Origin of the sequence: Oceanobacillus phoenicis, assembly GCF_047238145.1 — a bacterium.
Classification (GTDB): Bacteria; Bacillota; Bacilli; order Bacillales; family Amphibacillaceae; genus Oceanobacillus.
This window is the reverse complement of record NZ_JBDFME010000001.1, coordinates 545,077-570,521: the sequence shown is the minus strand read 5'-3', so window position 1 is coordinate 570,521 and position 25,445 is coordinate 545,077. Positions and strand designations below refer to the sequence as shown.

The 25,445-nt window shown below is 36.4% G+C and carries 38 protein-coding genes; 34 read left to right on the top strand and 4 right to left on the bottom strand.

All coding sequences use genetic code 11. The features are described 5' to 3' along the window. Positions 1-13: 13 nt before the first annotated feature. From rpsK to rpsI, 9 genes are all read left to right on the top strand, one after another. On the top strand, positions 14-403 hold the full coding sequence (gene rpsK, locus ABC346_RS03160; protein ID WP_413233513.1) for a 30S ribosomal protein S11: 390 nt from the start codon (positions 14-16) through the stop codon (positions 401-403). Between the two features lie 205 nt (positions 404-608). Then, positions 609-1,553 carry a DNA-directed RNA polymerase subunit alpha gene (locus tag ABC346_RS03155; protein ID WP_413233512.1) on the top strand — a complete coding sequence of 315 codons (945 nt, stop codon included), beginning with the start codon at positions 609-611 and terminating at the stop codon, positions 1,551-1,553. A 45-nt stretch (positions 1,554-1,598) separates the two neighbouring features. Then, on the top strand, positions 1,599-1,952 hold the full coding sequence (gene rplQ / locus ABC346_RS03150) for a 50S ribosomal protein L17 (protein WP_413233511.1): 354 nt from the start codon (positions 1,599-1,601) through the stop codon (positions 1,950-1,952). Between the two features lie 638 nt (positions 1,953-2,590). Then, positions 2,591-3,430 (top strand): energy-coupling factor ABC transporter ATP-binding protein, encoded by an 840-nt coding sequence (locus tag ABC346_RS03145; RefSeq protein WP_413233510.1) that lies wholly within the window; start codon positions 2,591-2,593, stop codon positions 3,428-3,430. Next, a complete protein-coding gene (locus tag ABC346_RS03140) occupies positions 3,406-4,275 on the top strand; it encodes an energy-coupling factor ABC transporter ATP-binding protein (protein ID WP_413233509.1) in 870 nt (289 codons plus the stop codon). Before ABC346_RS03145 ends, ABC346_RS03140 begins: the two co-directional genes overlap by 25 nt. After that, entirely contained in the window at positions 4,268-5,068 is an 801-nt protein-coding gene (locus ABC346_RS03135) for an energy-coupling factor transporter transmembrane component T family protein (protein ID WP_413233508.1), read from the top strand. Before ABC346_RS03140 ends, ABC346_RS03135 begins: the two co-directional genes overlap by 8 nt. 21 nt (positions 5,069-5,089) lie before the next feature. Next, entirely contained in the window at positions 5,090-5,851 is a 762-nt protein-coding gene (truA, locus tag ABC346_RS03130) for a tRNA pseudouridine(38-40) synthase TruA (protein ID WP_413233507.1), read from the top strand. A gap of 163 nt (positions 5,852-6,014) precedes the next feature. Further along, entirely contained in the window at positions 6,015-6,452 is a 438-nt protein-coding gene (rplM, locus tag ABC346_RS03125; RefSeq protein WP_011064552.1) for a 50S ribosomal protein L13, read from the top strand. Between the two features lie 19 nt (positions 6,453-6,471). Beyond that, a complete protein-coding gene (gene rpsI, locus ABC346_RS03120; protein WP_011064553.1) occupies positions 6,472-6,864 on the top strand; it encodes a 30S ribosomal protein S9 in 393 nt (130 codons plus the stop codon). A gap of 150 nt (positions 6,865-7,014) precedes the next feature. Here rpsI and ABC346_RS03115 read toward each other — a convergent pair whose 3' ends face one another. From ABC346_RS03115 to ABC346_RS03100, 4 genes are all read right to left on the bottom strand, one after another. After that, positions 7,015-8,037 carry a tyrosine-type recombinase/integrase gene (locus tag ABC346_RS03115; protein WP_413233506.1) on the bottom strand — a complete coding sequence of 341 codons (1,023 nt, stop codon included), beginning with the start codon at positions 8,035-8,037 and terminating at the stop codon, positions 7,015-7,017. 14 nt (positions 8,038-8,051) lie between these two features. Continuing rightward, positions 8,052-8,537, bottom strand: a complete 486-nt coding sequence (locus ABC346_RS03110; protein ID WP_413233505.1) for an ImmA/IrrE family metallo-endopeptidase — start codon at positions 8,535-8,537, stop codon at positions 8,052-8,054. Positions 8,538-8,620: 83 nt separating this feature from the next. Next, positions 8,621-9,205 carry a hypothetical protein gene (locus ABC346_RS03105; RefSeq protein ID WP_413233504.1) on the bottom strand — a complete coding sequence of 195 codons (585 nt, stop codon included), beginning with the start codon at positions 9,203-9,205 and terminating at the stop codon, positions 8,621-8,623. Between the two features lie 48 nt (positions 9,206-9,253). Further along, positions 9,254-9,595, bottom strand: a complete 342-nt coding sequence (locus ABC346_RS03100) for a helix-turn-helix domain-containing protein (protein WP_413233503.1) — start codon at positions 9,593-9,595, stop codon at positions 9,254-9,256. A 152-nt stretch (positions 9,596-9,747) separates the two neighbouring features. Here ABC346_RS03100 and ABC346_RS03095 point away from each other — a divergent pair, with 152 nt between their 5' ends. The 25 genes from ABC346_RS03095 to ABC346_RS02975 all read left to right on the top strand — a co-directional run bounded on the left by ABC346_RS03095 (position 9,748) and on the right by ABC346_RS02975 (position 25,434). Continuing rightward, a complete protein-coding gene (locus ABC346_RS03095; protein WP_413236500.1) occupies positions 9,748-10,005 on the top strand; it encodes a helix-turn-helix transcriptional regulator in 258 nt (85 codons plus the stop codon). Continuing rightward, on the top strand, positions 10,006-10,797 hold the full coding sequence (locus ABC346_RS03090) for a BRO-N domain-containing protein (protein WP_413233502.1): 792 nt from the start codon (positions 10,006-10,008) through the stop codon (positions 10,795-10,797). 155 nt (positions 10,798-10,952) lie between these two features. Beyond that, positions 10,953-11,297 (top strand): helix-turn-helix domain-containing protein, encoded by a 345-nt coding sequence (locus ABC346_RS03085; RefSeq protein WP_413233501.1) that lies wholly within the window; start codon positions 10,953-10,955, stop codon positions 11,295-11,297. An 80-nt stretch (positions 11,298-11,377) separates the two neighbouring features. Continuing rightward, positions 11,378-11,572, top strand: a complete 195-nt coding sequence (locus ABC346_RS03080; RefSeq protein ID WP_413233500.1) for a hypothetical protein — start codon at positions 11,378-11,380, stop codon at positions 11,570-11,572. A 3-nt stretch (positions 11,573-11,575) separates the two neighbouring features. Then, complete coding sequence (locus ABC346_RS03075; protein WP_413233499.1) at positions 11,576-11,833, top strand: hypothetical protein; 258 nt, start codon at positions 11,576-11,578, stop codon at positions 11,831-11,833. Continuing rightward, positions 11,824-11,958: a hypothetical protein gene (locus ABC346_RS03070; RefSeq protein ID WP_413233498.1), complete on the top strand. Its 135-nt coding sequence runs from the start codon at positions 11,824-11,826 to the stop codon at positions 11,956-11,958. Before ABC346_RS03075 ends, ABC346_RS03070 begins: the two co-directional genes overlap by 10 nt. A gap of 100 nt (positions 11,959-12,058) precedes the next feature. Next, positions 12,059-14,035, top strand: a complete 1,977-nt coding sequence (locus ABC346_RS03065) for an AAA family ATPase (protein ID WP_413233497.1) — start codon at positions 12,059-12,061, stop codon at positions 14,033-14,035. Then, positions 14,036-14,923 (top strand): recombinase RecT, encoded by an 888-nt coding sequence (locus ABC346_RS03060; RefSeq protein ID WP_413233496.1) that lies wholly within the window; start codon positions 14,036-14,038, stop codon positions 14,921-14,923. It begins immediately after the preceding gene. Beyond that, the gene (locus ABC346_RS03055; protein WP_413233495.1) at positions 14,923-15,624 is read left to right on the top strand and encodes an MBL fold metallo-hydrolase; all 702 of its coding nucleotides are present in this window, start codon (positions 14,923-14,925) and stop codon (positions 15,622-15,624) included. Before ABC346_RS03060 ends, ABC346_RS03055 begins: the two co-directional genes overlap by 1 nt. Before the next feature lie 15 nt (positions 15,625-15,639). Then, positions 15,640-16,566, top strand: coding sequence for a Lin1244/Lin1753 domain-containing protein (locus ABC346_RS03050; protein ID WP_413233494.1), 927 nt, complete (start codon positions 15,640-15,642; stop codon positions 16,564-16,566). Continuing rightward, positions 16,563-16,826, top strand: a complete 264-nt coding sequence (locus ABC346_RS03045; RefSeq protein ID WP_413233493.1) for a hypothetical protein — start codon at positions 16,563-16,565, stop codon at positions 16,824-16,826. The genes ABC346_RS03050 and ABC346_RS03045 overlap by 4 nt, the downstream gene beginning before the upstream one ends. Next, complete coding sequence (locus ABC346_RS03040; protein WP_413233492.1) at positions 16,823-17,023, top strand: hypothetical protein; 201 nt, start codon at positions 16,823-16,825, stop codon at positions 17,021-17,023. The genes ABC346_RS03045 and ABC346_RS03040 overlap by 4 nt, the downstream gene beginning before the upstream one ends. Before the next feature lie 11 nt (positions 17,024-17,034). Further along, complete coding sequence (locus ABC346_RS03035) at positions 17,035-17,349, top strand: hypothetical protein (protein WP_413233491.1); 315 nt, start codon at positions 17,035-17,037, stop codon at positions 17,347-17,349. A gap of 1 nt (position 17,350) precedes the next feature. Further along, positions 17,351-17,851 carry a Holliday junction resolvase RecU gene (locus tag ABC346_RS03030; RefSeq protein WP_413233490.1) on the top strand — a complete coding sequence of 167 codons (501 nt, stop codon included), beginning with the start codon at positions 17,351-17,353 and terminating at the stop codon, positions 17,849-17,851. A 24-nt stretch (positions 17,852-17,875) separates the two neighbouring features. Further along, a complete protein-coding gene (locus ABC346_RS03025) occupies positions 17,876-18,268 on the top strand; it encodes a replication terminator protein (protein WP_260049135.1) in 393 nt (130 codons plus the stop codon). A gap of 2 nt (positions 18,269-18,270) precedes the next feature. Next, a complete protein-coding gene (locus ABC346_RS03020; protein ID WP_413233489.1) occupies positions 18,271-18,978 on the top strand; it encodes a hypothetical protein in 708 nt (235 codons plus the stop codon). Between the two features lie 53 nt (positions 18,979-19,031). Continuing rightward, positions 19,032-19,181, top strand: a complete 150-nt coding sequence (locus tag ABC346_RS03015) for a hypothetical protein (protein WP_260049133.1) — start codon at positions 19,032-19,034, stop codon at positions 19,179-19,181. 11 nt (positions 19,182-19,192) lie between these two features. Beyond that, complete coding sequence (locus ABC346_RS03010; RefSeq protein WP_413233488.1) at positions 19,193-19,381, top strand: hypothetical protein; 189 nt, start codon at positions 19,193-19,195, stop codon at positions 19,379-19,381. A 22-nt stretch (positions 19,382-19,403) separates the two neighbouring features. Further along, positions 19,404-19,586, top strand: coding sequence for a DUF3954 domain-containing protein (locus ABC346_RS03005; protein WP_413233487.1), 183 nt, complete (start codon positions 19,404-19,406; stop codon positions 19,584-19,586). 13 nt (positions 19,587-19,599) lie between these two features. Further along, positions 19,600-20,061 (top strand): hypothetical protein, encoded by a 462-nt coding sequence (locus ABC346_RS03000; RefSeq protein WP_413233486.1) that lies wholly within the window; start codon positions 19,600-19,602, stop codon positions 20,059-20,061. Positions 20,062-20,155: 94 nt separating this feature from the next. Beyond that, positions 20,156-20,689: a sigma factor-like helix-turn-helix DNA-binding protein gene (locus ABC346_RS02995; RefSeq protein WP_413233485.1), complete on the top strand. Its 534-nt coding sequence runs from the start codon at positions 20,156-20,158 to the stop codon at positions 20,687-20,689. Positions 20,690-20,791: 102 nt separating this feature from the next. Next, positions 20,792-21,550, top strand: a complete 759-nt coding sequence (locus ABC346_RS02990; protein ID WP_413233484.1) for a terminase small subunit — start codon at positions 20,792-20,794, stop codon at positions 21,548-21,550. Beyond that, on the top strand, positions 21,531-22,808 hold the full coding sequence (locus tag ABC346_RS02985) for a PBSX family phage terminase large subunit (protein WP_413233483.1): 1,278 nt from the start codon (positions 21,531-21,533) through the stop codon (positions 22,806-22,808). The genes ABC346_RS02990 and ABC346_RS02985 overlap by 20 nt, the downstream gene beginning before the upstream one ends. An 11-nt stretch (positions 22,809-22,819) precedes the next feature. Then, the gene (locus ABC346_RS02980; protein WP_413233482.1) at positions 22,820-24,310 is read left to right on the top strand and encodes a phage portal protein; all 1,491 of its coding nucleotides are present in this window, start codon (positions 22,820-22,822) and stop codon (positions 24,308-24,310) included. Beyond that, positions 24,310-25,434: a phage minor capsid protein gene (locus ABC346_RS02975; RefSeq protein ID WP_413233481.1), complete on the top strand. Its 1,125-nt coding sequence runs from the start codon at positions 24,310-24,312 to the stop codon at positions 25,432-25,434. The genes ABC346_RS02980 and ABC346_RS02975 overlap by 1 nt, the downstream gene beginning before the upstream one ends. The last annotated feature ends 11 nt before the right edge of the window (positions 25,435-25,445 follow it).

The following is a 25,445-nucleotide window of genomic DNA, read 5'->3' as shown; positions in this document are numbered from 1 at the left end:
GGTAAGCTAACGAATGGCACGTAAAACTAATACACGTAAACGTCGTGTGAAAAAGAATATAGAATCTGGTGTTGCACATATCCGTTCTACTTTTAACAACACAATTGTTACAATTACGGATACTCGCGGTAATGCTATTGGATGGAGTTCAGCTGGTGCATTAGGCTTTAAAGGTTCTAAGAAATCAACTCCGTTCGCAGCTCAAATGGCAGCTGAAACAGCAGCTAAGTCTGCTATCGAAAATGGAATGAAAACTTTAGAAGTAACTGTTAAAGGCCCTGGTGCAGGACGTGAAGCTGCAATCCGTTCTTTACAGGCTGCTGGTCTAGAAGTTACAGCTATTGTTGATGTAACTCCAGTACCTCATAATGGTTGCCGTCCGCCAAAACGTCGTCGTGTTTAATTATACCGTATAGAATTTGTCACCCTGTCTATAATGGATGATAAAGCTTAACGGTTTAAAAGTTATATAAATGAATAACGACATCCGAGACAGTTCGTACGAAAGAAATACAGGTAGCGCAGAAACGCCAACTGCCTTATTTGAGGAATTTCGGTTAGACCATATGTCTAGCCGGGGTTTCGACGTTTTAAAGGAGGGTTATGGAATGATCGAAATCGAAAAGCCAAAGATTGAAACGGTTGAAATTAGCGAGAATGCTACATTTGGAAAATTCGTGGTTGAACCGCTTGAACGTGGATATGGTGCCACACTTGGAAACTCCTTGCGTCGTATCTTATTATCCTCACTGCCAGGTGCTGCTGTAACCACAGTACAAATTGATGGAGCTTTACATGAGTTTTCAACAGTTGATGGTGTTGTAGAAGATGTTACAACAATTATCCTCAATCTTAAAAAACTAGCTCTAAAAATTTACTCCGAAGAACCAAAAACATTAGAAATTGATGTTCAAGGTGAAGGTGCTGTAACTGCTGCAGACTTAACGTATGACAGTGATGTGGAAGTAATGAACCCGGATTTGCATATTGCAACGCTTAACAGCAAAGGCAATCTTCATATGAAGCTAATTGCAGAGCGAGGCCGTGGTTATCGTCCAGCAGAAGAGAACAAAAGTGATGATCAACCAATCGGTGTCATTCCGATCGACTCCATCTTCACACCTGTTTCGCGCGTGACTTATCAAGTGGAAAACACTCGTGTAGGTCAAGTGGCAAACTATGATAAATTAACATTGGATGTCTCTACAGATGGAAGCATTCGTCCTGAAGAAGCTGTTTCTTTAGGTGCTAAAATTATCACAGAACATCTTAATATTTTTGTAGGTTTAACAGATGAAGCACAAAATGCCGAAATCATGGTGGAAAAAGAAGAGGATCAAAAAGAGAAGGTTATGGAAATGACCATCGAAGAACTTGATCTATCTGTTAGATCTTACAACTGCTTGAAACGTGCTGGAATCAACACGGTTCAAGAACTTGCGAACAAATCAGAAGAAGATATGATGAAAGTTCGTAATTTAGGACGTAAATCTTTAGAAGAAGTGAAAGTAAAATTAGAAGACCTAGGATTAGGTCTACGAGATGATGACTGATCCAACCAGTCACCTTTAGAGTTTCGAAAAAGGGAGGGATAGTCCGTGGCTAGAAAGTTAGGACGTAAAACAGACAGTCGTATGGCTCTTCTTCGCAACCTTGCATCTGATTTGATTATTCATGAACGGATTGAAACAACAGAAGCAAAAGCGAAAGAGTTAAAATCGATTGTAGAAAAAATGATTACGCTAGGAAAACGTGGCGATTTACACGCTCGTCGTCAAGCTGCAGCATTCTTATACAACAAAGAAGCAGATGAAGACAACAATGTTATTCAAAAGTTATTTGATGATGTTGCTGCACGCTATGAAGATAGACAAGGTGGATACACACGCGTTCTTAAACTTAATGAACGCCAAGGCGATGGCGCTAAAATGGCAATCATCGAATTGGTATAATCTACTCTACATGCGGCAAGGGGCAGGACTCAATCTCTCTCAGAGGTTAATCCAAGCCCTTTTTTTGTAGATTTAATTATATGGTCGCTCAGTATAGTACGGGTGTAGTTGCCCCGTCTCCTAGTGACAATAGGAGATGGTGGCTTCTATCTCCTGATTCTATCGTAAGTTAAATGTCTTTATAAAAAGTATCGCTTCGCTCTAAAACGTAAAATGAATGACAATGGTATAATTTCTCATAACCAAAAAGAAGAGAATCAAGGAGTTTATGTACAATAGAATACTTCTTAAAACTAAAATAGGTGAAAATTAAGGAAATAATGTACTTTATAATTGAGCTCTAAAAGCAATTCAACGGAAAAGCTTAGATGATTTTACATTCAAATGGTTCTTTTTAGTAAACATTATAGTTCCAGTCAGGACGCGCGCTCGTACAGTTATATGATAATTAATCTTTAGGATCAATCGATTTTTTAGTGTGTATTTGACTACTCCAAGCTTTTCACCACAAACCCCAAATATGTCATTCCACAGATTAATTCCCCTAATGTTATAATAATTACCGGACGCATAGAAGTAGTAGTGCTAGTAGTGTACAAGCATTATAGGGTTGCTTAGGTATTAGAGGAGGTTTATAGATGAGCCGTAAAATAGTAGAGTTTAGAAATGTGTCTTTTCGTTATGACGAAGAAGGACCATGGGTATTAAAAAATTGCTCCTTTGAAATATATGAGGATGAATGGCTAGCTATTATTGGTCATAATGGTTCCGGAAAATCAACGATTGCGAAGTTATTAAATGGACTGTTATTCCCGCAAGAAGGGGAAATATATATCGGTGGTACAAAAGTCGATGAAAACACGATATGGGACATTAGAAAAGAAATTGGCATGGTGTTTCAAAATCCCGACAACCAATTTGTCGGTGCAACTGTTCAAGACGATGTTGCCTTTGGAATGGAGAATCGGGGAATACCAAGAGAAATCATGAAAAAGAGAATTGATGAAACCTTACAAGCTGTTCGTATGCAAGATTATCTGTTAACCGAACCTCATCGTTTATCAGGCGGGCAAAAGCAGCGTGTCGCTATTGCTAGTGTATTAGCAATTTCACCTAAAATACTTATATTAGATGAAGCGACTGCCATGCTAGACCCAATAGGTAGAACAGAAATTATGCGAACCGTTAACTCGATTCAGGATTCACAAGGATTGTCTTTGATTACAATTACACATGATTTACAAGAAATAACACGAGCTGATCGAGTAATCGTTATGAATAATGGAGAACGGTGGGATGAGACAACCCCAAGCCAGCTATTCAAAAGAAAAGATGAGCTGAGGGAAATTGGACTAGATGTTCCTTTTGTTGCGCAATTAAGTGATGCATTCCGACGCAATGGAGTAACAATTGAAAATTCACCGTTAAGTCATGAGGAACTGTTGGAGGAACTATGGACATATCATTCAAAAATGTAAGCTATATATATCAAGAAAATACACCTTTTGAACATCGAGCTATAGAGGATTTAAGCTTTACCATTGAGTCTGGCTCCTTTGTTGCAATCATTGGCCATACAGGTTCAGGTAAATCCACACTGATCCAGCATTTGAATGGTTTAACCGTTCCATCGCGTGGTGAAGTAAGGGTTGGAGATTTTGTCCTTAATCAAGATGGAAAGCCAAAAGATATCCGCAATCTACGTAGTAAAGTGGGAGTAGTTTTTCAGTATCCTGAGCACCAACTGTTTGAGGAGACGGTACAAAAAGATATTGCATTTGGACCACAGAACTTTGGTGTTAACGAACAAGAAATTAAGGAACGCATTGCCTCAATAATGCCTTCGGTGGGCCTATCTGATTCGGTGCTAGAACGGTCCCCATTTGATTTAAGTGGGGGACAGAAGCGTCGTGTTGCCATTGCAGGAGTATTGGCAATGAAACCAGAAGTTCTTGTATTGGACGAACCAACTGCAGGTTTAGACCCTCGTGGTCAGAAAGAAATGATGAATATGTTTGACAGCATACATCATAATCAAAATTTAACGACAGTATTCGTCACACATAATATGGAAGATGCGCTTCAATATGCAGATAAAGTAATTATCCTTAATAATGGGAAGAAATTTATGGAGGGCAATCCTCTCGAAGTATTTCGCCAAAGAGAAAAGCTCCAACAAGTTCAATTGGATGTGCCTGAAGTGATTGACTTCATTGATAAGTATAATCAGCTTTTTGGTGATAATCTTGTTTATCAAAACGAAACCATTGTAGATATAGCGACAGAGATGAAGCGAAGATTGGACGGTGGCCGTCATGAATAATGCATTAATAATCGGTCAATATGTACCCGGAAATTCCATCGTCCATCGCTTAGATCCACGTACAAAAATAACGATTGTATTCTTTTTTGTTTTTATCGTGTTCTTGGCGAATAATGTTCCGAGCTACAGCTTATTAACTGTATTTGCACTTTTATGTATGTTTGCATCACGTGTTCCAATTCGATTTGTTGCAAAAGGCTTAATACCTGTTTGGTTCTTAATTGTATTTACATTTATTTTGCATTTATTCGTTACGAAAGAAGGAACATTACTTTTTGATTTTTGGTTTATAGAAATATATTCAGGTGGTCTTATTCAAGGTTTTGCAATTTCATTAAGGTTCTTTTTATTGATATTAGTAACGTCCTTATTAACGCTAACGACCACACCTATTGAAATCACTGATGCTGTAGAGGACATGCTTCATCCTTTGAAAAAGATGAAATTCCCTGTACATGAACTTGCACTAATGATGTCAATTTCTTTACGTTTTATTCCAACGTTAATGCAAGAGACAGATAAGATATCACGTGCACAGGCATCTCGTGGAGTTGACTTCCGAACAGGCCCGATAAAAGATCGTGTGATGGCGGTCATTCCATTACTTGTTCCACTATTTGTCAGTGCATTTAAACGAGCAGAAGAACTTGCGATGGCTATGGAAGCACGTGGATATCAAGGAGGAGAAGGGCGTAGCAAACTACGTGAATTAAAAATTGGACCGATGGATATAAGCATCATGGTTGGATTTGCACTCATCGTTATTGCTTTATTCTTAATAAGAATATATTAGGAAGGAAAGAGGTTGAAATTGGTGAAAAGATTAAAATGCACCATAACGTATGATGGATCTGATTTTGCGGGATTTCAAGTGCAACCAGATCACAGGACGGTACAAGGTGTTTTGGAAAAAGCCTTATTGCAAATGCATAAAGGCCAGTCTATACGAATACAAGCTTCTGGAAGAACCGATACAGGGGTTCATGCTGTAGGGCAAGTCATCCACTTTGACAGTCCTTTGGAAATTCCTGATCGAAATTGGAAACAAGCACTAAATACGTTACTACCGGATGATGTTCGTATTCAGAAAGTAGAAAAGCAAACAGAAGAATTCCATGCTCGGTACAGTGTGAAAGAAAAAGAATATCACTATTTTGTCTATAATGAAGAGGATCCAGATGTGTTCCGTAGAGGATATGTTTATCATGAACCTCGAAAACTGGATTTTGAGCGAATGCAAGAAGCATGTCAGTATTTAGAAGGCACACATGATTTTACGAGTTTTTCTTCAGCAAAGTCTTCGGTGAAAGGAACAAAGATTCGTACATTGTATCATGTTTCTTGTCACCAGACAGGATCTAACATTGAATTTGTTTTTCGGGGAAGCGGATTTTTATATAATATGGTACGTATTATGATGAGTGTATTATTGGATGTGGGTAAAGGAAAGCGTAATCCAGAAGATATTATTGATTTACTAGCTAGTAAAAATCGACAACAAATAGGGAAAACAATAGCTCCACAAGGCTTGTATTTATGGCGAGTCTCCTATGAAGAAAATGGTAATGAAAATTAACAAATTATTTCACCGGCAGCTTGACTTTTACGGCAAGTCGTTATATTATGGTATATGGCATTTTATTTCTAAACCATGATTAGCCCCGGAATCTAATTATGTTAGAATATAAATATTGACAACGAATTTAAATGAATGATTGATATATGGAGGGAAAACTATCATGCGCACAACTTTCATGGCGAATGAAGCGAATATTGAACGCAAATGGCTTGTTGTGGATGCTGAAGGACAACGTCTTGGTCGTTTAGCAAGTGAAGTAGCATCTATCCTTCGTGGAAAGCATAAAGCTACTTACACACCACATGCTGATACTGGAGATAATGTCATCATTATTAATGCTGACAAAATCGAATTAACTGGTAACAAAATCAACGATAAAATGTACTATCGTCACTCTAACCACCCAGGTGGATTAAAAGAGCGTAACGCTTACGAAATGCGTACTAAATACCCAGAGCAAATGCTTGAAATCGCGGTTAAAGGTATGCTTCCAAAAGGACCTCTAGGACGTAAAATGGGCAAGAAATTGCACGTTTACAGAGGAGCAGAACACAACCATCAAGCGCAAAAACCAGAAGTTTATGAGCTTCGCGGATAATTAAAGGGAGGTAAATGAATTGGCACAAGTACAATACTACGGCACTGGACGCCGCAAAAAGTCAACTGCCCGTGTACGCTTAGTACCAGGTACAGGTAATGTAACAATCAATGGTCGTGATGCACAAGACTATTTTCCATATGAAACTCAACTTTTAATCTTGAACCAACCATTAGCTGCTACAGAAACTCAAGGAACTTATGATGTTCTTGTAAATGTAGATGGCGGTGGATTCACTGGTCAAGCAGGTGCAATCCGTCACGGAATCGCACGTGCATTATTACAAGCAGATCCTGAGTATCGTTCTACACTTAAATCAGAAGGATACCTTACTCGTGACGCTCGTATGAAAGAACGTAAAAAATACGGTCTTAAAAAAGCACGTCGTGCGCCTCAGTTCTCAAAACGTTAATATATCAAGTTTTACAAAACCCTCAACCATACGTGGTTGGGGGTTTTTACTTTGTCTAAAGACGTTTAAAAATCTGGAAAAATTCACACATAGCATACATATAACATACACGTAGCATACAATCTATTTTTAATGAGAAAGCAGCCTTTCTCATAGCATATCAATTGCTATAAGTAGCTGCTCGATGTCCTTGTGTGTATAGACTTTATCGGTGATATCTTGGGATGCATGCCCCATGATGCGTTTAATAGACAATTTATTAGCTCCTGCATTATCCATCATGGTCGCAAATGTATGTCTGCAATCGTGTGGCTTGTGCTTTAAGCCTAGCTGTTCCATAATCTTTTTAAATTTTTCATGATAATAAACATAATAGCTCAATTGATTTCCTTCAAAGTTTGTAATTAAATATTCATGATTAGGATCCATACGGTTTTCGATTAATTTATAAATTTTTTTGTGGATAGGTATTAACCTATTCGTACCAGCTTCCGTTTTAAATCCACCTCGGAAAAATCTTCTATCCAAATCTATTTTTTTGTTTTGTACTTCGACAAGTTCCCCGGGTCTTAATCCGGTATATATCATAATCAAAATTGAATCTATATCATCAAAGCGGTCGATATTTTCCCAAAGAATATTAATTTCATCCATTGTAAATGGTTTCCTTGAGCTTTTGGAGTCGTTTTTGGGGAGCTCGACAAACCTAGCGTAATCTTTATGCGTCAGATCGTTTTCCATAGCATGTTTATACATCTGATTAAATAACACTTTTATTTTCTTCTTAGTGCCCCATGACTTATCACAATTATCAATCACTGTCTGCAGGTGTACCTTTCTGATATCATTGAATTTCATATCATGTAAAGACTCTGATCTCTTGAAACTCATCTCGTAGCCAAGTTGGTTCGACTTTGAAATTTTAGGGAACCTTTCTTTCTTAAACTTTTCATATACTTCTTTAAATGTAAGCTTTCCAGATGATAAATCATAAGGATTATTGTTGTAATCAGCTAATGCAACCATAGCTTCTTTTCTGCTTTTATAATAACCTAGATACTCTCGTCTTTGCTTTCCTTCATCATTCCATCCGGTAGTAATTACAACAGCGAATGGTTTTCTTCTGTTGCTAGACAGTTTATATATAGAACCGTACCCATTTGGATTTCTCATTTAATAAAACCTCCTTAAACATAAGCAAGTGTTCTTCGTTTTTGCATGACTGCATTTTTTCTACTTTCATACATTTCAACTCTTCTTACAGAAAAACTATAGTCTACGTTAAATATGCGACTCACTTCTGCAGGTGTAATGGTGTGTAATTCATCTAACATTACTGTTGGTACGCAAAAATAATACATAAATGTGTTTGCTTGCCACTCTTGTAGTTGCACAAATTCATAAGGTAAGTTTTCTTGTCTACCTACATGTAAATATAGATGACCTATTTCATGAACTAAATTCTGCCATCTTGTTATTTCATTAGAATAATTGTTTAAAAAGATAATATTTTTTCCTTTTCTCTTTACAATTTCACTTTCAAACTCCCAATACTTAACTTTAATCCCTAACCCCTTTGTGATTCTCTCGAAGTTTAATTCATTTGGATGATTCACTCGGAGTTTCATCAATAACTGTTGAGTAATTTTCTCAATTCTGGTAGTAGTTAGCATGATGTGACCCCGCTTTATGAGAATATGTGTTCGGTTTATGTGTAAAAGAGATGGCGCACAAAAATTTGTACACCAAGTCTTGGCTATTTCATTGCATCATGTACCCAATATTCATCTGCTATCTCTGGCACACTATCGGGATTTATATTTTCGTAATTAATTTTATCTATTGTTTCTCTACTAAAGTCAGTTCGATAAGCTGCTTTGTCCTCTTGATTTCCGTAACTATCGGAGAATGTCTGTGTAATATCCACTTGGACACTTGTGATTTCTTCTTCATTTTGAAGTTTTTCAAGAAAGTCTATTGTATCCGAGTGCATACCGAAAAGGGCAGTCTCTTCGTCCCAACTTTCGCTACCAATAATGTATACATATGCATTTCCTTCAAGGAAACTTGCTTCATCCACGCTATCTTCACCAAATACCTCTGTAGCATAATATTCAATTCGTTCATCTATTTTAGAAGGTAATTCATCTTCTTTACTTTCTGCAGTTTCCTCGCTATCTGTACCTAGCATAGTTCCGCCTATAGCTACAAAAATGATTGATGATACTAATAATATAAATGCTTTAGATGCTTTCTTCTCTTTCTTTATAACCCCTATAATTGCTAATACAAGACCTACTAAAAGTCCTACTATTCCTAGTAAAATAAAAATTGCCCCCAAGATTAGCCTCCTAAACAAAATGATTTTATATCTATATAAACGATGAATTTAATCATCTTCTTTGAAAGCTTCCCAAATCTTTCTGAGTCTTCTTAAATCTTCTTCTTTACTTTTAGGTAATTCTTTATACCATCTTTCTAAATCTGGATCGTTAATAAAAGCATCGAATGCTTCATCTTCTGTTAAATGTGGTTGATCAGAGTTACCTAATAGGTAATCTGTAGTGACATCAAAGTATTCAGATAGCTTTAGAAGAGTTTTGTGATCAGGTTCGCTATTACCATCTTCATATTTGGCATAGCCTTGTCTAGAAATTCCTAAGTAATCCGCCATATATTTTTGTGTTTTATCTTTCGATTTTCTTAAACTTTTTAGTCTATTAGAAAACATTTGATATCTCCTATCTATATTATATATAAGAGTATACAGCAACAAATAGTTGCTTTAAACGATTGGTAACTAAAAGTTGCAAAAAAGTATTGACAGTAACTAAAAGTTGCGTTTATACTACATATATAGCAACCAAAAGTTGCGGGAAGGTGGTGCTCAGTTTGGAACATTTAAAGCAAACTTTAATAGATGCTAGAACAAAAAAGGGTTTAACACATCAACAAGTGGCGTCTCTTACTGATAAAGGTATAACTAGACAGTATTACGGAATGATTGAAAATGGTTATAGACGACCTTCTGTAGAAGTAGCTATGGCTATTGCAGATGTACTAGATATTGATTGGACAATTTTTTTTAAATCTAAAAGCAACCAAAAGTTGCAAAATAAATTCATGAAGGAGGTAATTTAATTGGAACAACTAACAAAAATATTTGAAGGTCAGCATTTAAGAATTATCGAGCAAAACAACGAACCGTGGTTTGTTGCAAAGGATGTTTGTGAAATCTTAGAAATCAAAAACAGTCGTGATGCTGTCTCAAGGCTAGATGATGATGAGAAAGCTAGTGTCGGTTTAACCGACGGTAGACAAAAACGAAACTATCAAGCTGTTAATGAGTTCGGTTTATACAATTTAGTTTTATCGAGTCGGAAACCAGAAGCAAAACAATTTAAAAGATGGATTACTCATGAAGTTATTCCTTCAATTAGAAAAACAGGTTCTTATGAATTTGATACTTCTCAATTAAGTCCAGAACTACAGCTAATGAATGGACTTGTTAAAGAAATGAATCGACAAGCAATCGAATCATCAGAAACAAAGAAACTGGCAATGCAAGCAAATGAGTCGGTAAATAACATTTCGAACATCGTCTCCATGTCTAGTGACGAATGGAGAAAGACAACAGAAGTAGTTCTAAAAAAGATAGCTAATAAATGGTCCGGAGTTGAACCGTATAGAAGCGTTAGAAATTTGAGTTATGAACGCTTTGAAAAAAGAGCAAGGTGCAAACTTGATATACGACTTAATAACAGAAAAGAAAGAGCTTTAGCACAAGGAATGAATAAGTCATATATCAACAAGATCAATAAGTTAGATGTTATCTCCGAGGATAAGCGATTAGTTGAGATATACATCCAAGTAGTAAAAGAAATGGCTATTCAATTTAAAGTAGATATCAATGATTTTCAAGAAGTTATTTAACCCCTTAATCCACCAAATTAAGGGGTCATGAAAACAAACAATTTGCCAACTGAGGGGTCGGTAATTACATTATAACGCTACAAACATTGATTTACTGTGCACCCCTTGCACCGTATGACAAACGTGCAAACACTGCACGAAAGGGGTGAAATAGATTGTTAGGTTACAAGCAAGTTGAACTACAACTTGATGAATTAAGCGATGAGGAAATAGGTAAACAGCTTAAAAAAATGAGAAAACGCAAAGGTTGGAGTCAAGACGAGATGGGAGATCATATGTATCTTTCCAGAAGTAATGTATCAAGACTCGAAGCAGGTCTCTTATCAATACGTCAATCTCAATTTGTTAGATGGGTAAACAAAACTGATTCACAGGATATTTTCCTTTCAATCATCTTTAATGTTGACCCAAACGTAGCTATAGAAATTCTATCTAATATAGCTAACACAGGAGGAACTGTAGGAAGCATCTTACTAAGTTTAGGAGGGATGATTATATGAAAAAAGATGATGGAGTAGCTTATATCGGTCTTATCATTCTGTTTTTCTTATTAATCAATCATGTATAGGAGGTTATTTCAGTGGAATTAAAGCAAGAACAAGAAACACTTAATATTAGGGTTTCTGATGCAGCTAAGGTTCTTGGCAAATCAGAGCAATTTGTAAGAGTTGGTTTACAAAGGAATCTCTTACCTATAGGCACAGCGGTTAAATTATCTAGCAGATGGACTTATCATATTTCACCAAAAAAATTAAGAGATTATGTAGGAGGATGACACATGACAATAGCAGAGTTACTAAAACAATTAGAAGACGAAAAATACTGTTACAAGTATTGCAGGGAGCAAGAAGGAAAGGCATTAAAAGCAGGGGATTTACAAAAAGCAGTCCTTTATTCAGAAAATGCAAATAGATCATTAAGAGAGATTAAAAGAATCGATTTTTCTATTAGAACTACGAAAGAAGCAGATAGTTTATTAAGAGCAATATTTGCAGAAGAAAAACGCAGAGAGGAGTTAGGAAAAAGATGGACTTAAGAAAGTGGGTGATTAGTTTCTTCATAGGTGAACCGGATCAAACAACCGTACACGATGAAAAAGTATTCTACGCAATTATGGCAACGCCTATCGTTATAGCGTTAGTGACATTCATTATTACATGAAAAAAGAACCCTTTGCAGAGGGCTCCTTAAATAAAAGAATGTAATTTCATTATAAAGCCGATCAATTCAAAAATCAAAACTAATTATGGAGGTCTGAAACATGAAAACAATTCAATTGCACGAGCTTCATTTAAGAAATTTCAAAGGCATTAGAGATTTAGTCATAACTTTTGATGGGAACACAGATATTTTCGGGGATAATGCAACCGGAAAAACAACCACCTTTGATGGGTTTATGTGGCTGTTGTTCGATAAAGATAGCAATAACAAAAAAGATTTTGATATTAAAACCATTGATGATAACGGAAGTGTACAACATGGTCTAGAGCACGAGGTAGAAGCTATTCTCTACGTGAATAACCAGAAGATACAACTTAAAAAGATTTATAAGGAAAAATGGACCAAAAGAAGGGGTGCTCCAAAAGCAGAGTTCACTGGACATACTACAGATTATTTTATCAATGAAGTTCCTAGCAAAAAGAAAGAATTTGAATCAAAAGTACAAGAAATAGTGGACGAGAATGTATTCAAGCTCTTAACGAATCCTTCTTACTTCAACACTCAATTAAATAAAAAAGAGCGCAGAGATCTCTTATTAGAAATTGCAGGAAACGTTACTGATCAAGAAGTGCTCGATAAAAACAAAGAATTACGAGAATTAGAGTCAATACTGGACGGGAGAAGTATTGAAGAGCATAAAAAGGTCATTGCTGCTAAACGGAAAGAAATAAATAAAGAGCTTGACCGCATACCAATCAGAATTGATGAAATAGGTCGAAGTATGCCAGACCTATCAGAACTAGATAAAGAAAAGCTTGAACAAAAAATAAATCAAGTGGATAGCGATATCGACGGAAGGCAAAGCGAGATATCAGAAATTCGAAATGGTAATGCCTTGCTTGATAAAAAAGCTGAAATTCAAAAAGTAGACTTGGAACTTAGTGATATTAAACGTAATCATGAGTCGGATTCTAAAGATGAAATTTATAAATATCGTGCCAAAGTGCAAGAAGAGACATCGAATATGGCTTTACTCCAACGAGATCAGCAAACCATTAAGCAACAAATTAATCACAATGAAGACAATATTAAATCTATGAATCAACATCTTAGTGGACTTCGTGATGAATGGAAACAGATAGACGAAGAAGAATTTACGCACAATGATCAATGTGAATGCCCTACGTGTGGTCAATCTCTGCCAGAGGAGCAATTAACCGAAGCTAGAGAAAAAGCTTTATCAGATTTTAAGATGAAAAAATCGCAAAAACTTGAAGAAATAAATGCCAAGGGCAAACGTGGAAAGGAACAAAAAAATGAACTTGAATTAGAAAATAACAAACTACAAGTGAAAGTCGAAAAGCTTCAATTACAAATAGATGAAAAAGCTTCATCGATTGAAAAGTATAACACCAAATTAGAGCAACTAACTGAGCAAGAATTAGATATTACGGAAAATCAAGATTATATAGCTAAATTAGAAGTGAAAAAGAATCTTAATGACGAACTTAACCAACTAAAAGAATTTGCTGAGGAATCTATTCAGAAGTTGCAACTAGAAATATCGGCTCTTAAGAAAGATAGAGAATTACTGCAATCGGAGTTAAGTAACTTTGCCCTTGTAGATAAATCAAAAGCGCGAATTAAAGAACTTGAATCAGAGCAGGAACGTCTGGGAGAAGAATTTGAACAACTAGAAAAAGAGCTATATCTAACGGAAGAATTTACAAGAACTAAAGTAGATTTACTTGAAGAGAAGATCAATAGCAAGTTTCAATATGCTCGGTTTAACCTTTTTAAACAAAATATTAATGGTGGTTTAGAAGAGGTATGCGACACAACTTATAAAGGAGTGCCTTATGCATCAGGATTGAATAACGCTGCTAAGATCAATATCGGCTTAGACATTATTAATACTTTGTCCAAGCACTATGAAGTAGAAGCGCCAATATTCATTGATAATGCAGAATCGGTTACTGAGTTCTTAGAAACCAACGCACAAATTATAAGCTTAATAGTTTCTAAAAATGATAGTCAACTCAGAGTGGAAAAATTAGAGAAAGCGAGTGTTGCATAAATGACTAATAAAAATCAAGTAGCAGTATTACAAAAGGATATTACGGATGATGTAAATAACAGTTTAACAAGGCTCCAAGATGATGGACTAAAACTTCCGACTAGCTATAACGCTAGTAACGCTTTAAAAAGTGCATTCTTCAAATTGCGTGAAGTAAAGGATAAAAACGGAAAGCCTGCTCTTGAAGTTTGCAGTAGAGAGTCGGTTGCAAATTCATTACTGGACATGGTTGTTCAAGGGTTAAGCCCTGCTAAGACACAATGTTATTTCGTTGTTTATGGTACCCAGTTGCAAATGACCCGTTCCTATTTCGGCACACAAGCAGTTCTTAAACGATTAACAAATGTTAAGGACATTTGGGCAAACGTAATATTTGAGGGTGACGAGTTCGATTATGAGATTGATGGCGGTCGAGAAAAACTATTAAAGCATAATACTAAATTTCAAAATAGAGATAACAAGGTAATTGGTGCTTATGCAGTTGTAAAAACCAATGAGGATGAGGAATTACTAACAGTTATGACTAAAAAAGAGATTGATTCAGCATGGGGACAATCTAAAACTAAACAATCAGTTCACCAGAAGTTTCCTCAAGAAATGGCTAAACGTACCGTAATCAATCGTGCTGCTAAAGCCTTTATAAATACAAGTGATGATAGTGATCTGCTTGTAGAAGCGATAAATAATTCAACGGAAAACGAATATGACAATAGTCGTGTTGATGTAACTCCAGAAGAAGAAGCACAGCAACAAATAACAGAACACGCTAATAGTGAATCTTTAGATATAGATGATGGTGAAGAGTTTACAGAGTACACCGATGTAGATGAAGAGCAAGAAGAACAAGAGCCGGTTACTACTTCTTCAAGTGGGGGACCAGATTTCTAATGATTAACATTCAAACAATCGCTTCTAGTTCGAAGGGAAACTGCTACTACATTTCGGATGGTAGCACTCCCTTACTACTAGAGGCAGGAGTTAAATATAAAGAGATCCAAAAGGCATTGAATTTTAATACTAAAGATATTGCCGGTTGTTTAATAACTCATGAACATGGAGATCACAGCAAAGGCATAAAAGACCTTCTGAGAGTTGGAAAGAACGTCTACATGTCACAGGGAACTAAAGAAACTCTACAGCTAGAGAATAGCAGAATTAAAACGGTAAAGGCAAAGAAACAGTTTCAAATAGGAACGTGGACAATACTTCCTTTTGAAGTAGAGCATGATGTATCTGAACCAATAGGTTTCTTATTGAAAAATAAAGCAGGTGACAAGCTTTTGTTTGCTACTGATACCTATTACATTCGATACAAGTTTAAAGGGCTCACACACCTGTTAATTGAATGCAATTACAGTATCGATATTCTTAATGAGAATATTGCTACAGGTAGAGTTCATAAAGGAATGAAAAAAAGATTAATTCAGTCGCATTTCAGTCTTGAAAACGTAAAAGAGTTCTTGACTGTCAATGATTTATCAAAGGTACAGGAGATTCATTTACTCCACCTTTCGGACAGTAATAGTGATGAAGCTAGATTCAAACGAGAAGTACAGGAACTAACAGGAAAACTGGTTTTTATTGCTTGAATGGAGGTGTATTAATTGGCTAGACCAAAGAAAGAAGGTATGGACTATTTTCCACATGATACAGACGCAGTGAATGATGAAAAATTGGAGGCATTAAGAATGCTTTACGGAAATGATGGATATGCATTTTATTTCATCATGCTGGAACGTATTTACCGCACAAAAGATGCAGAACTTGATATTTCTGACGCAGAAACTATCCAGATACTAAGCAGGAAAGTGTCAGTAAGTCTGGAAACATTCCACAAAATGCTAGAAACATGTTTCAAACGTGACATATTTGACCGGAATTTATATGAACAACATGGAGTATTAACTTCAAAAGGAATACAAAAAAGGGTTGCTCCTGTGGTAGAGAAAAGAGAAAAGATGCGCCAAAAGTACAGTCGTAGCAAGGATAATGGAGTTTCTGACGCAGAAACCGAGCAGAAACCTGACAAAGTAAAGGAAAGTAAAGTAAAGGAAAGTAAAGTAAAGGAAAGTAGAGTAGTAGAAGAACAAAAAATCGACGCTACTACTCCATCGGATGCTATTGTTTTTTATCAAAACAATTTTGGAACGATGCCACCATCCATATCACAGCAAATACTGGACTTCATAAAAGATTTTGGAGATGAGATGGTGACTGCAGCTTTAAATAAAGCTCTTGAACAGAATAAGCCTCATTGGGGCTATGCAAAAAGTATTTTAAATTCTTGGCATAAGAAGGGCATCAAAACGTTAGATCAAGTGAAAGCAGAAGAAATTCAATTTCAAAATCAAAGGAATAGTAGAGGGGTGCATCTTAATCAAGAATCAACTGTTCCAGATTGGTTTAAAGAACGTAGAAAGAATAAGCAATCTTCTTCACCACCAGAAAAGCAAGAAGATAATCGCCTTGATCACGAGGATGTTAATAAACGATTGCAAGAATACTTGAAAGCTTCGGGAGGGAGTTCATGATCTTATTACCACCGATCAAACGAATGAAGGTGAAAAAGCCGAAAGATGGACTTGTATATTGCCTAGAAGATATGAACCGAGTTTATTCAGAAAGCACTATCGAAGAAGTTACACAACTACATGATATGGGTTATTGCATCGAGGATATTGCAGGTCTATTTAATAGAGATGCCGATGAGATATTCATAGGATTATATGATCAAGCAAGGAAAGGGAATTTAAAGCGACCGATTTTTATACAGCCGAGGGAAAGCATATGAAAAAAGATGTCCTAAATGGTGCAATTTTAATCGTCGCTATGTTAATCACAACTTTAATGATTTTTGTATTAGCACCTAAAAAATCACCAGAAGAACCAGAGTTACGTGAATACGAATTAGATATGCCAACACAAGAGGAGATAGAGCTCTATAAGGAGTTCTATCAAGATAAACCTAGTAAATTTAACGACCTATAGGAGGAATAAGAATGCCAGATGTAACTTATGTACTTTACGGAACAACACTAGACAATAAACAAACTTTTCTTTATGCAGGATTGAAAGAATCAGAACTAAATGAAGCAATAGAGGAACACGCTGATATCTATGAGGTTCTTACCTACGATATTTGGAAAAACAGCCATAAGATTTTAAGCAAGCGTAAAACAGTAAATGATCAAGACTTTCAAAAAACTTTTGATCTTATCAATGATTTACAAACTGAACTAGATAGCACTATTGAGAGACAATTAGAAATAGAGAATTTGCTTGTCGAGATTAACGGGGAAGAGCAGGAGGTTTAATATGATCTCACATGCTAACAGGGGGAAGTCCTTTGAACAAGTAATCGAATCATCCAATATGCAGTACCAGTTAAAGAAATGGGCAACGGTTCAAAAAGTGCCCACCCCATGGAGAGTTATTCGCAGAGGAAAACAGATAGTAAGTGCACACCCCGAGAAAAAGAGCACTGTTGACTTTGTAGGGGTGGCAAAAGGAAAGGCAATTGCTTTCGATGCGAAATCAACAAGAGAAACAACACGCTTTCCCATAGGGAACATTGAAGAACATCAAATGCGCTTTCTTAAGAACTACCAAGATCAAGGCGGTACATGCTTCGTATTAATCGAATTCACAAAGTTAAACGAAACCTATTTTGTACCGTTTGATAGTGTATTAGATTACTGGAACAAAGCTATGACCGGCGGTCGCAAGAGTATTCCCTATAAAGATATGGGGCAGTTCCCGAGGATCTTATCGGGTCGAGGGATTGCTTTAGATTATCTTGCAGCAGTCGGATTATAAATAAAATATTTGGAGGTATTAATTATGGACAAACAAATCGTAGACTTAAATGAATTTGCAGGTGGAGCAGTTGCAGAACGTTTCAATTTAGAATTACAAAAGGTGCTAGAAAACTTCACAGATTTAAACACAGATCCAACAGCTAAAAGAAAGATAAATCTAACTGTAACGTTGGTAGCTGATGATGCTCGGGATGTTGTGAAAGCAACTGTACAAGCAAAAACTACACTTGCTCCAGCGAAAGAATTAGAATCGAAAATACTCATGGATTATGACGATGGTGGAGACGTAACAGGCGCAGAGCTAAAATCTGGGATTAAAGGGCAGTCTTATGTTGATATGGAAACCGGAGAAATTAAAGAGGATACAGGAAATAAAATATACAGCTTTAAAAATCCAAAAGGTGAGGTGCAGTAATTATGATAAGAGAAGCTATTCAGTACATTGTCGAACTAGGAAAAACGGATATTCATTATGAAAATGGTCAATCTTTCTCAACAGGGAGATTGCACCTTATTGAAGAGCCCACAGCTTCAAAATTACAGGTTAGGAGTTTATCGGGGTTAGTAGATTACTTGAAGTCTGATTTTGATGATGATGGACAAATTATGATTCAAGTAAATTCCCCCACTCGTGTAAGTGCATTTAAACAACTAAACTCCGATAGAAATCGTGAATACTTGATCGATGCCGAGGCAATGATACCGGAGTTCTACTTTGAAGAATGGTACGACCCAGAAAGTTTTAATATCAAATTGCAATCAACTTTTGTAAAGAATGAAGATAGAGACATTGTTTTAAAAGTAGTTGGTAATATTCGTGAAGAAGATGTAAAAAGCGTTGGTGATAATGGAGTTAGTCAAAGTGTAACCGCAAAAGTAGGCATCGCTCAAGTGGGGCAAGTAGAAGTACCAAACCCTGTACTACTTAAACCGTATCGAACATTTGTAGAAGTTGAACAGCCTGCAAGTGATTTTATATTCCGAATGCAGAATGGTCCAAGATGTGCCTTTTTTGAAGCTGACGGAGGCAAATGGAAACTTGAAGCTATGAGAAACATTAGAGAGTACCTGGAGAAAGAATTGGAACAGAAAATTAACGATAAAAAAATTGTAGTCATCTCATAAAAAAGTGGTGGGGGCTTCTTATCGGAAGTCCCCCATATCACAGGAGGGGTATTGTGAAAATGGTTGATGTACACGAGGATAGCATGAAGGCTTATGTGATAGGTCAGTTAAGACGATTTGGCTTCTTTGAAACAGAAGGAAAATCTTTAAGAGAATTAAAAGTTAAATTAGCGATTTTAAGAGAAACCAGACTAGGGAAATAAGGAGGGCTACAGTGGGACAGTTAAACAATGAGATAAAAACTGCTCAACGAATGGAAGAAATAAGGAATTTCCTTAGAAGTCAAGGAATTACAAAATTAAAAGACGGTACAAAAATAGAGGATGCGGACTATCATGCTTTAGAAAATGCAAATATTAACGTAAAAATTTATCAAGCAAACATGATTAATCAAAGAGATTAATTGTAACTGAGGGGGAAGCATCATGAAAACAAACAATGCCCAAATAAACCTTAATGAGGACGCAATTTATATTGTTCAAGATGGTAAGAAGACAAAGATTATTCCAAAGTATTTTGGAACGGACACGATTGTATATCAAAGAGGCAAGGTGCTAGATATTGAACGTAGTGAACGGGTAAGAGTTGAGGGTCAGGAAAAAATTTAATTGGAGGATGCATATGGAAGCAGTGTGCATAGATGCAACAAACAGTAATGTATTGCAAGAAGGAGTTCACTATTTTGTTTTTCCGCATGGTGAGACCTCCTTCTACGTATCCAAGCTTAACAAAAAAAGCTCACATACAGGCAGTTACAGCAAAGATAGATTTAAAGTTGTTGAAGTTCAACAGGAAATTCCAGAACCGGAAAAAGTAGAGGAATATGTACAAATGGATCTCTTTGAGATAATTTTAGATGATGTTGAAAAGCCACAAACCGAAATGGTTATTATATCTAAAGAATTATTGTCGCCACTAGAATGCAATAAAAGCATGAAATCGAAAGCTTTTAAAGATGTTCAGCAGGAATGGAGCAAACAGGTTAAAGCAATTCAAGATTTTTATAAGTGTTCTTGGTTTGAAGCTAGGGAGATGCTTATACAACATCGAGATGATGAAAAGCCAATAGAATTAAAAATTTAATATTTAAGTCCTTACGGAAAAACCGACGGACAATAGCGAGATTGAGGGGTCTTGCTGTTGTTCGTTTTTTATTTATTGAGAGGGGTCGGTATTGATGAATAGCAAGCAATTAGAAAATTGGGCAGATCAATTATTAATTGAATACGAGGAAGGTCGAAAAGGGCTTAGAACGATGGCTGATGAACTTAATCCGGATGAAAATCCAATAGATAAAGAGGATAAAAGACAGATTAATAGCATGATCACAGATATGAGTTATGCAATGGATTGGATGCGTACTGGAAGAAGACCCGGAAACTTGAGGGGAGTAGATAAGCGTTCTGCGTATCAAAAGCGTGTGCTCTATGATATGGAGTTATTTCCTTCTTTGGATATTGAACCAGAAGAACGAACACTAAGCGAAGAAGAAAAAAAGCAGTTATATGATATCTTAATTGAATTATCTAATCGAGAAAGGCAATGTTATTTGCTTCATATGGCTAACGGAGCAAGTATGAATGAAATATCCAATCAATTAGGTATAACGAAGTCCTCTGTTCAGACGTTTATACAACGAGCGAAGAAAAAAATATCTTGTCATCCAAGTGTCGTACGAAACCGCATTGAGGATGAAAGGGATGTTATATAGTATTTATATTTTATTAAGATTTATAAGCTTTAATTAAAGACCGTTAGGTCTATCTAGATTAAGCACTATAAATATTATGTAGTGGGGGTTGGTGAGTATGTAATGAATTGGGATTCGATTAGAGAAGAATGGGAAAATAGTAAAATTACTTTAAAAGACCTTGCTGCTAAACATGATATAAAAATAGGCACTTTAAAAAGCAGGAAGAGTCGAGAAAGATGGTCAAGGGGTTCACCTAAAAAAGATGCAATTAAATCTAAAAAGGTTGCAACCCCTAAAGAAAAAGATGCACCCATAGAAAAGGTCGAAATTGATGCTCCCGAGCTCACAGATAAACAAAAGAGATTCGTTGAGGAATATATTATAGACCTAAACGCTACTCAATCAGCAATAAGGGCAGGATATAGTGAAAAGAGCGCCAAGCAACAAGGAAGCTACTTATTGACCAATCCGAACGTTCTCACATATATAAAGAAGTTGCGAGAAGAACAAAAAGAAAAGTTATTTCTCGATTCACTATGGGTGCTTGAAAGATTATCTCAAGTAGTGGATAGGTCAATGCAAGCAGAGCCTGTTATGACTTTTGATTACGCAACTAAAGAGATGATTCCTACAGGTGAATATCAATATGATTCAACAGGAGCAAATAGAGCCCTTGAATTAATTGGAAGACATCTAATGATGTTTGATCCTAAAGCTAAAAACATTGATGAAATGACCAAGGCGCAGATTGAAAAAATAATGGCTGATACAGAGTTCACTAAAGCAAGAACACAACTCTTAAAAGGACAGAAGAAAGATACTGGTTTGTTAGATGCATTAATTGAAGGGCGTAAGCGATATGAGCAAGCTAAAGATTGAGTTCTCGGATAAACAGCTAGAAACCATATATCGACCTTATGATTACACCATGGATGTGTTAGAAGGTACTCCAAGAAGCGGTAAAACGACTGCTGGTCATTTCCGTTATGCAGACTATCTAACAAATTCTAGAGATTCAAACCACTTAATTACTGCTTATAACCAAGAGCAGGCATTCCGTTTGTTTATTGATGGCGATGGAACTGGATTAATGCATATATTCGCTGATCTAGCAGAAATCAAACACGATGAACATGGGGATCATTTACAAGTTCATACTCCAAATGGAATTAAGCGTGTTTATTACAAAGGTGGAGCAAAGGCAAATAGCGTTGGTGCTATAACTGGTATGTCATTAGGTAGCGTTGTATTTTGTGAGATTAACCTACTTAATATGGGCATGATTCAAGAATGTTTCAGACGTACTTTTGCAGCACAAGATAGGTATTTCTTGGCTGACCTTAATCCACCTGCACCGAATCATCCTGTTATAAGTGAGGTATTCGATGTTCAAAACACTAGATTGACACACTGGACCATACAAGATAATCCGATAATTAATGAAGAACGTAAACAAGAAATATTTGAAACACTAAGTAAGAACCCGTATTTACTTGATCGTGACTGGTATGGAAAAAGAGTGATGCCAGAAGGCGTTATTTACTCCATGTTTAACCCTGCCGAGCATGAAAAAGCTACATTACTTGGTAAACCCTATGAAATGTTTTTTGTTGCTGATGGTGGTCAATCGGATGCGACTTCCTGCAGTTGTAATATAGTTACACTTTATGATGGGAAGTTTCGCTTAAATAGGGTCGCAAATTATTATCATTCTGGTGCAGAGACGGGACAAGTTAAATCAATGAGCAAATATGCGAAAGAAATAAAGAAATTCGTCCAATGGTGTACCAATAAATATGAGATGCGCTTTTCTGACATGTTCGTTGACCCTGCTTGTAAATCGTTGCGAGAGGAACTACATGATATCCATATTGATACATCTAGGGCAGATAACAACGCATCGGACGCTAAGAAACAAGGCGGGGGAATTGAGGTAGGTATAGAGCGACTTCAAAACTCCATGACCAATGATCAATTTTTCTTGGTTGAAAATGATGAATATGATCATTACAACTTTATTAAAGAAATTGGAATGTATGTCCGAGACGACAATGGAAAGCCAATTGATGATTACAACCATGCTATGGACGAAGCACGATATGCGAACAATCACTTTTATCACAACTATGTATTGTAGGTGGTGAATTAATGTTAAAACGAATTATAGATGCAGTGAAAGGAGGCTTGTATCGAATGGGGTTAATTAAAGGCATAGACAAGATACAAAACCACAAACACATCAATATCAACCAGAATATGTATAACAAAATGTCGATATGGCAAGCATTGTACAAGGGATATTACCCAGATTGGCATGATATTTACGAGTATACGATATCTGGAAAAAAGCATCGTAAGAAAGACACGTTGATGATGGCAAAAACTGCTGCTGCAGAAATGGCTAGTCTGGTATTCAATGAAAAGTGTAATATCAGCATTGGGGATGGAGAGAATAAAACCGCAGAATTTGTGGGAGAAGTGTTAAAACAAAATAAATTTAATAAAAAGTTTCAAGATCACTTAGAGTATAACTTTGCCTTAGGCGGTATGGTCATTAAACCATTCGTAAAAGAAGGTAAGATTATGCTCTCTTTTGTTACTGCAGATAGTTTTATCCCGACAGCTTGGCATAATGATGCTATTACAGAAGGTGTTTTCATTGGAGAATATCATAAAGGCGACAAAAAATATACGCATTTAGAATGGCATACATGGGATAAGAAAGCTAATCAATACATTGTAGACCATGAATTATACGAATCAAACGGTACGGAGTTAGGTGTGCGTGTTTCATTAGAGATCATTTTCCCAGATATGAAAGAGCAATATCGCTTTAACAACTTGAAAAAGCCTTTATTCACTTATTTCAAGCCGAATACTGCAAATAATATTGATTTACAGTCACCGATGGGAATCTCCATATTTGCGAATGCTTTAGATACATTAAAAGCCATCGATACTGCTTTTGATAGTTTTCATAGGGAGTTCAGGTTAGGGAAAAAACGGATTATTGTTCCTGCTCACATGGTTAAAACTGTTGTAGACCCGAAAACACAAGAAATCCAACGTTATTTTGATGATACAGATGAGACATATGAAGCAATGAAATTCAAAGATGATGAAGAAGGGATAAAAGATATTAATGTGACTCTTCGAATTGATGAACATATCGCAGGTATTAATGCTTTATTAAATCTCTATGCTACACAAACAGGCTTTTCTTTAGGCACATTTTCTTTTGATGGACAGAGCGTGAAGACTGCAACGGAAGTAATGAGCGAAAACAGTAAAACATTTAAGTCTAAAAAGTCTCATGAGACGATTATCGAAGGCGGTTTACAAGATGTAATAGAATCGATTATCGCTATTGCCAAGGTCTATAACATCTTTAATGGCAATCAAGATATTGATATTACGGTTACATTTGATGATTCTGTCATCGAGGATAACGCTGCAGAACTAGCTCGAACAATTCAAGAGGTATCTAATAAGCTATTGCCTCGAAAACGAGCAATCATGCGTATATATGGTCTAAATGAAGAGGAAGCACAGGCATGGATGGAGGAAATCAATGAAGAAAATCAAAGCACAAATGCTAGTGATGTTGATTTCTTCGGTACAGGTTCGGATGATGACTAATGGATAAATGGGTATCACAAAACCTTACTAAGCCCGTAACCGATGTTTATTTGTCCATTGAAGACCAGATATTAAGGAATATTGCTAAGAAGATTGCAAGAGATAACAGTATTCTCGCTGATATTGAAAGCAACGGAGATAGGCAATTAATTGAATCGTGGAGGCTAAGTAGATTAAGTAAGCTTGAATCTATTAATAAAGATCATATACAAATCATTGCTTCTCGATCAGGTAAAACCATGCAAGAATTAGAGAAGATGTTATCTAATGCGGGATATAGCGCAGTTGATGAAATAGAGGGAGACATGTTCGAAGGCGCTAAAAAAGGCAAGTTGTTAATGCCACCAGAAGGTGCAAAAGATAGTGACTCCTTAAAAAATGTATTGCTTGGATATCAGCGACAAGCGAAAAATACGCTTAATCTTACAAATACAACCATGATAGACCTATCAAGGCAAAAGTACCTCGATGTTATCAACGATACAACTGGAAAGGTGCTTGCAGGTGTTTCTACTCCGCAACAAGCATTAAGAGAGTCTATCAAAGAACTTGCAAACAAGGGTGTACCTGCTTTAGTAGATAAAAAAGGTAGAGAGTGGTCAACAGAAGCCTATGTAAGCATGGTGATGCGTTCAACAAGCAATAATGTTGCCAATGATATGCAAGATGCTCGCATGGATGAATATGAAGTGGATCTTGTTGAAGTCAGTTCACATGATGGAGCTCGACCTTTATGTGCTCCGTATCAAGGACGAATATTTTCTCGTTCTGGAAATCATCCGAAATATCCGGCGTTAGGTGATACCAGTATGGGACATCCTGCTGGCTTATTTGGCGTGCATTGCGGTCATGTAAAGTATCCATACTTTGAAGGTACAAAGAAAACATACAACCCTGTAAGTAGCGAGAAGAATGATCGTATTTATGAAGAAAGTCAAAAACAGCGTTATCTGGAAAGGGAAATCAGAAAAGCAAAGCGTGAAATGGCTATGATGATTGATCTTGATGATGATATAGGAATTGTTGAAGCTGACGACAGAATAAAGGAGCGTCAAGCGAACTTAAGAAGCTTTATTAAGAGCACTGGACGTACTCGAAATAATGAAAGGGAACAAATACGTTAAGGGGGTGAGGG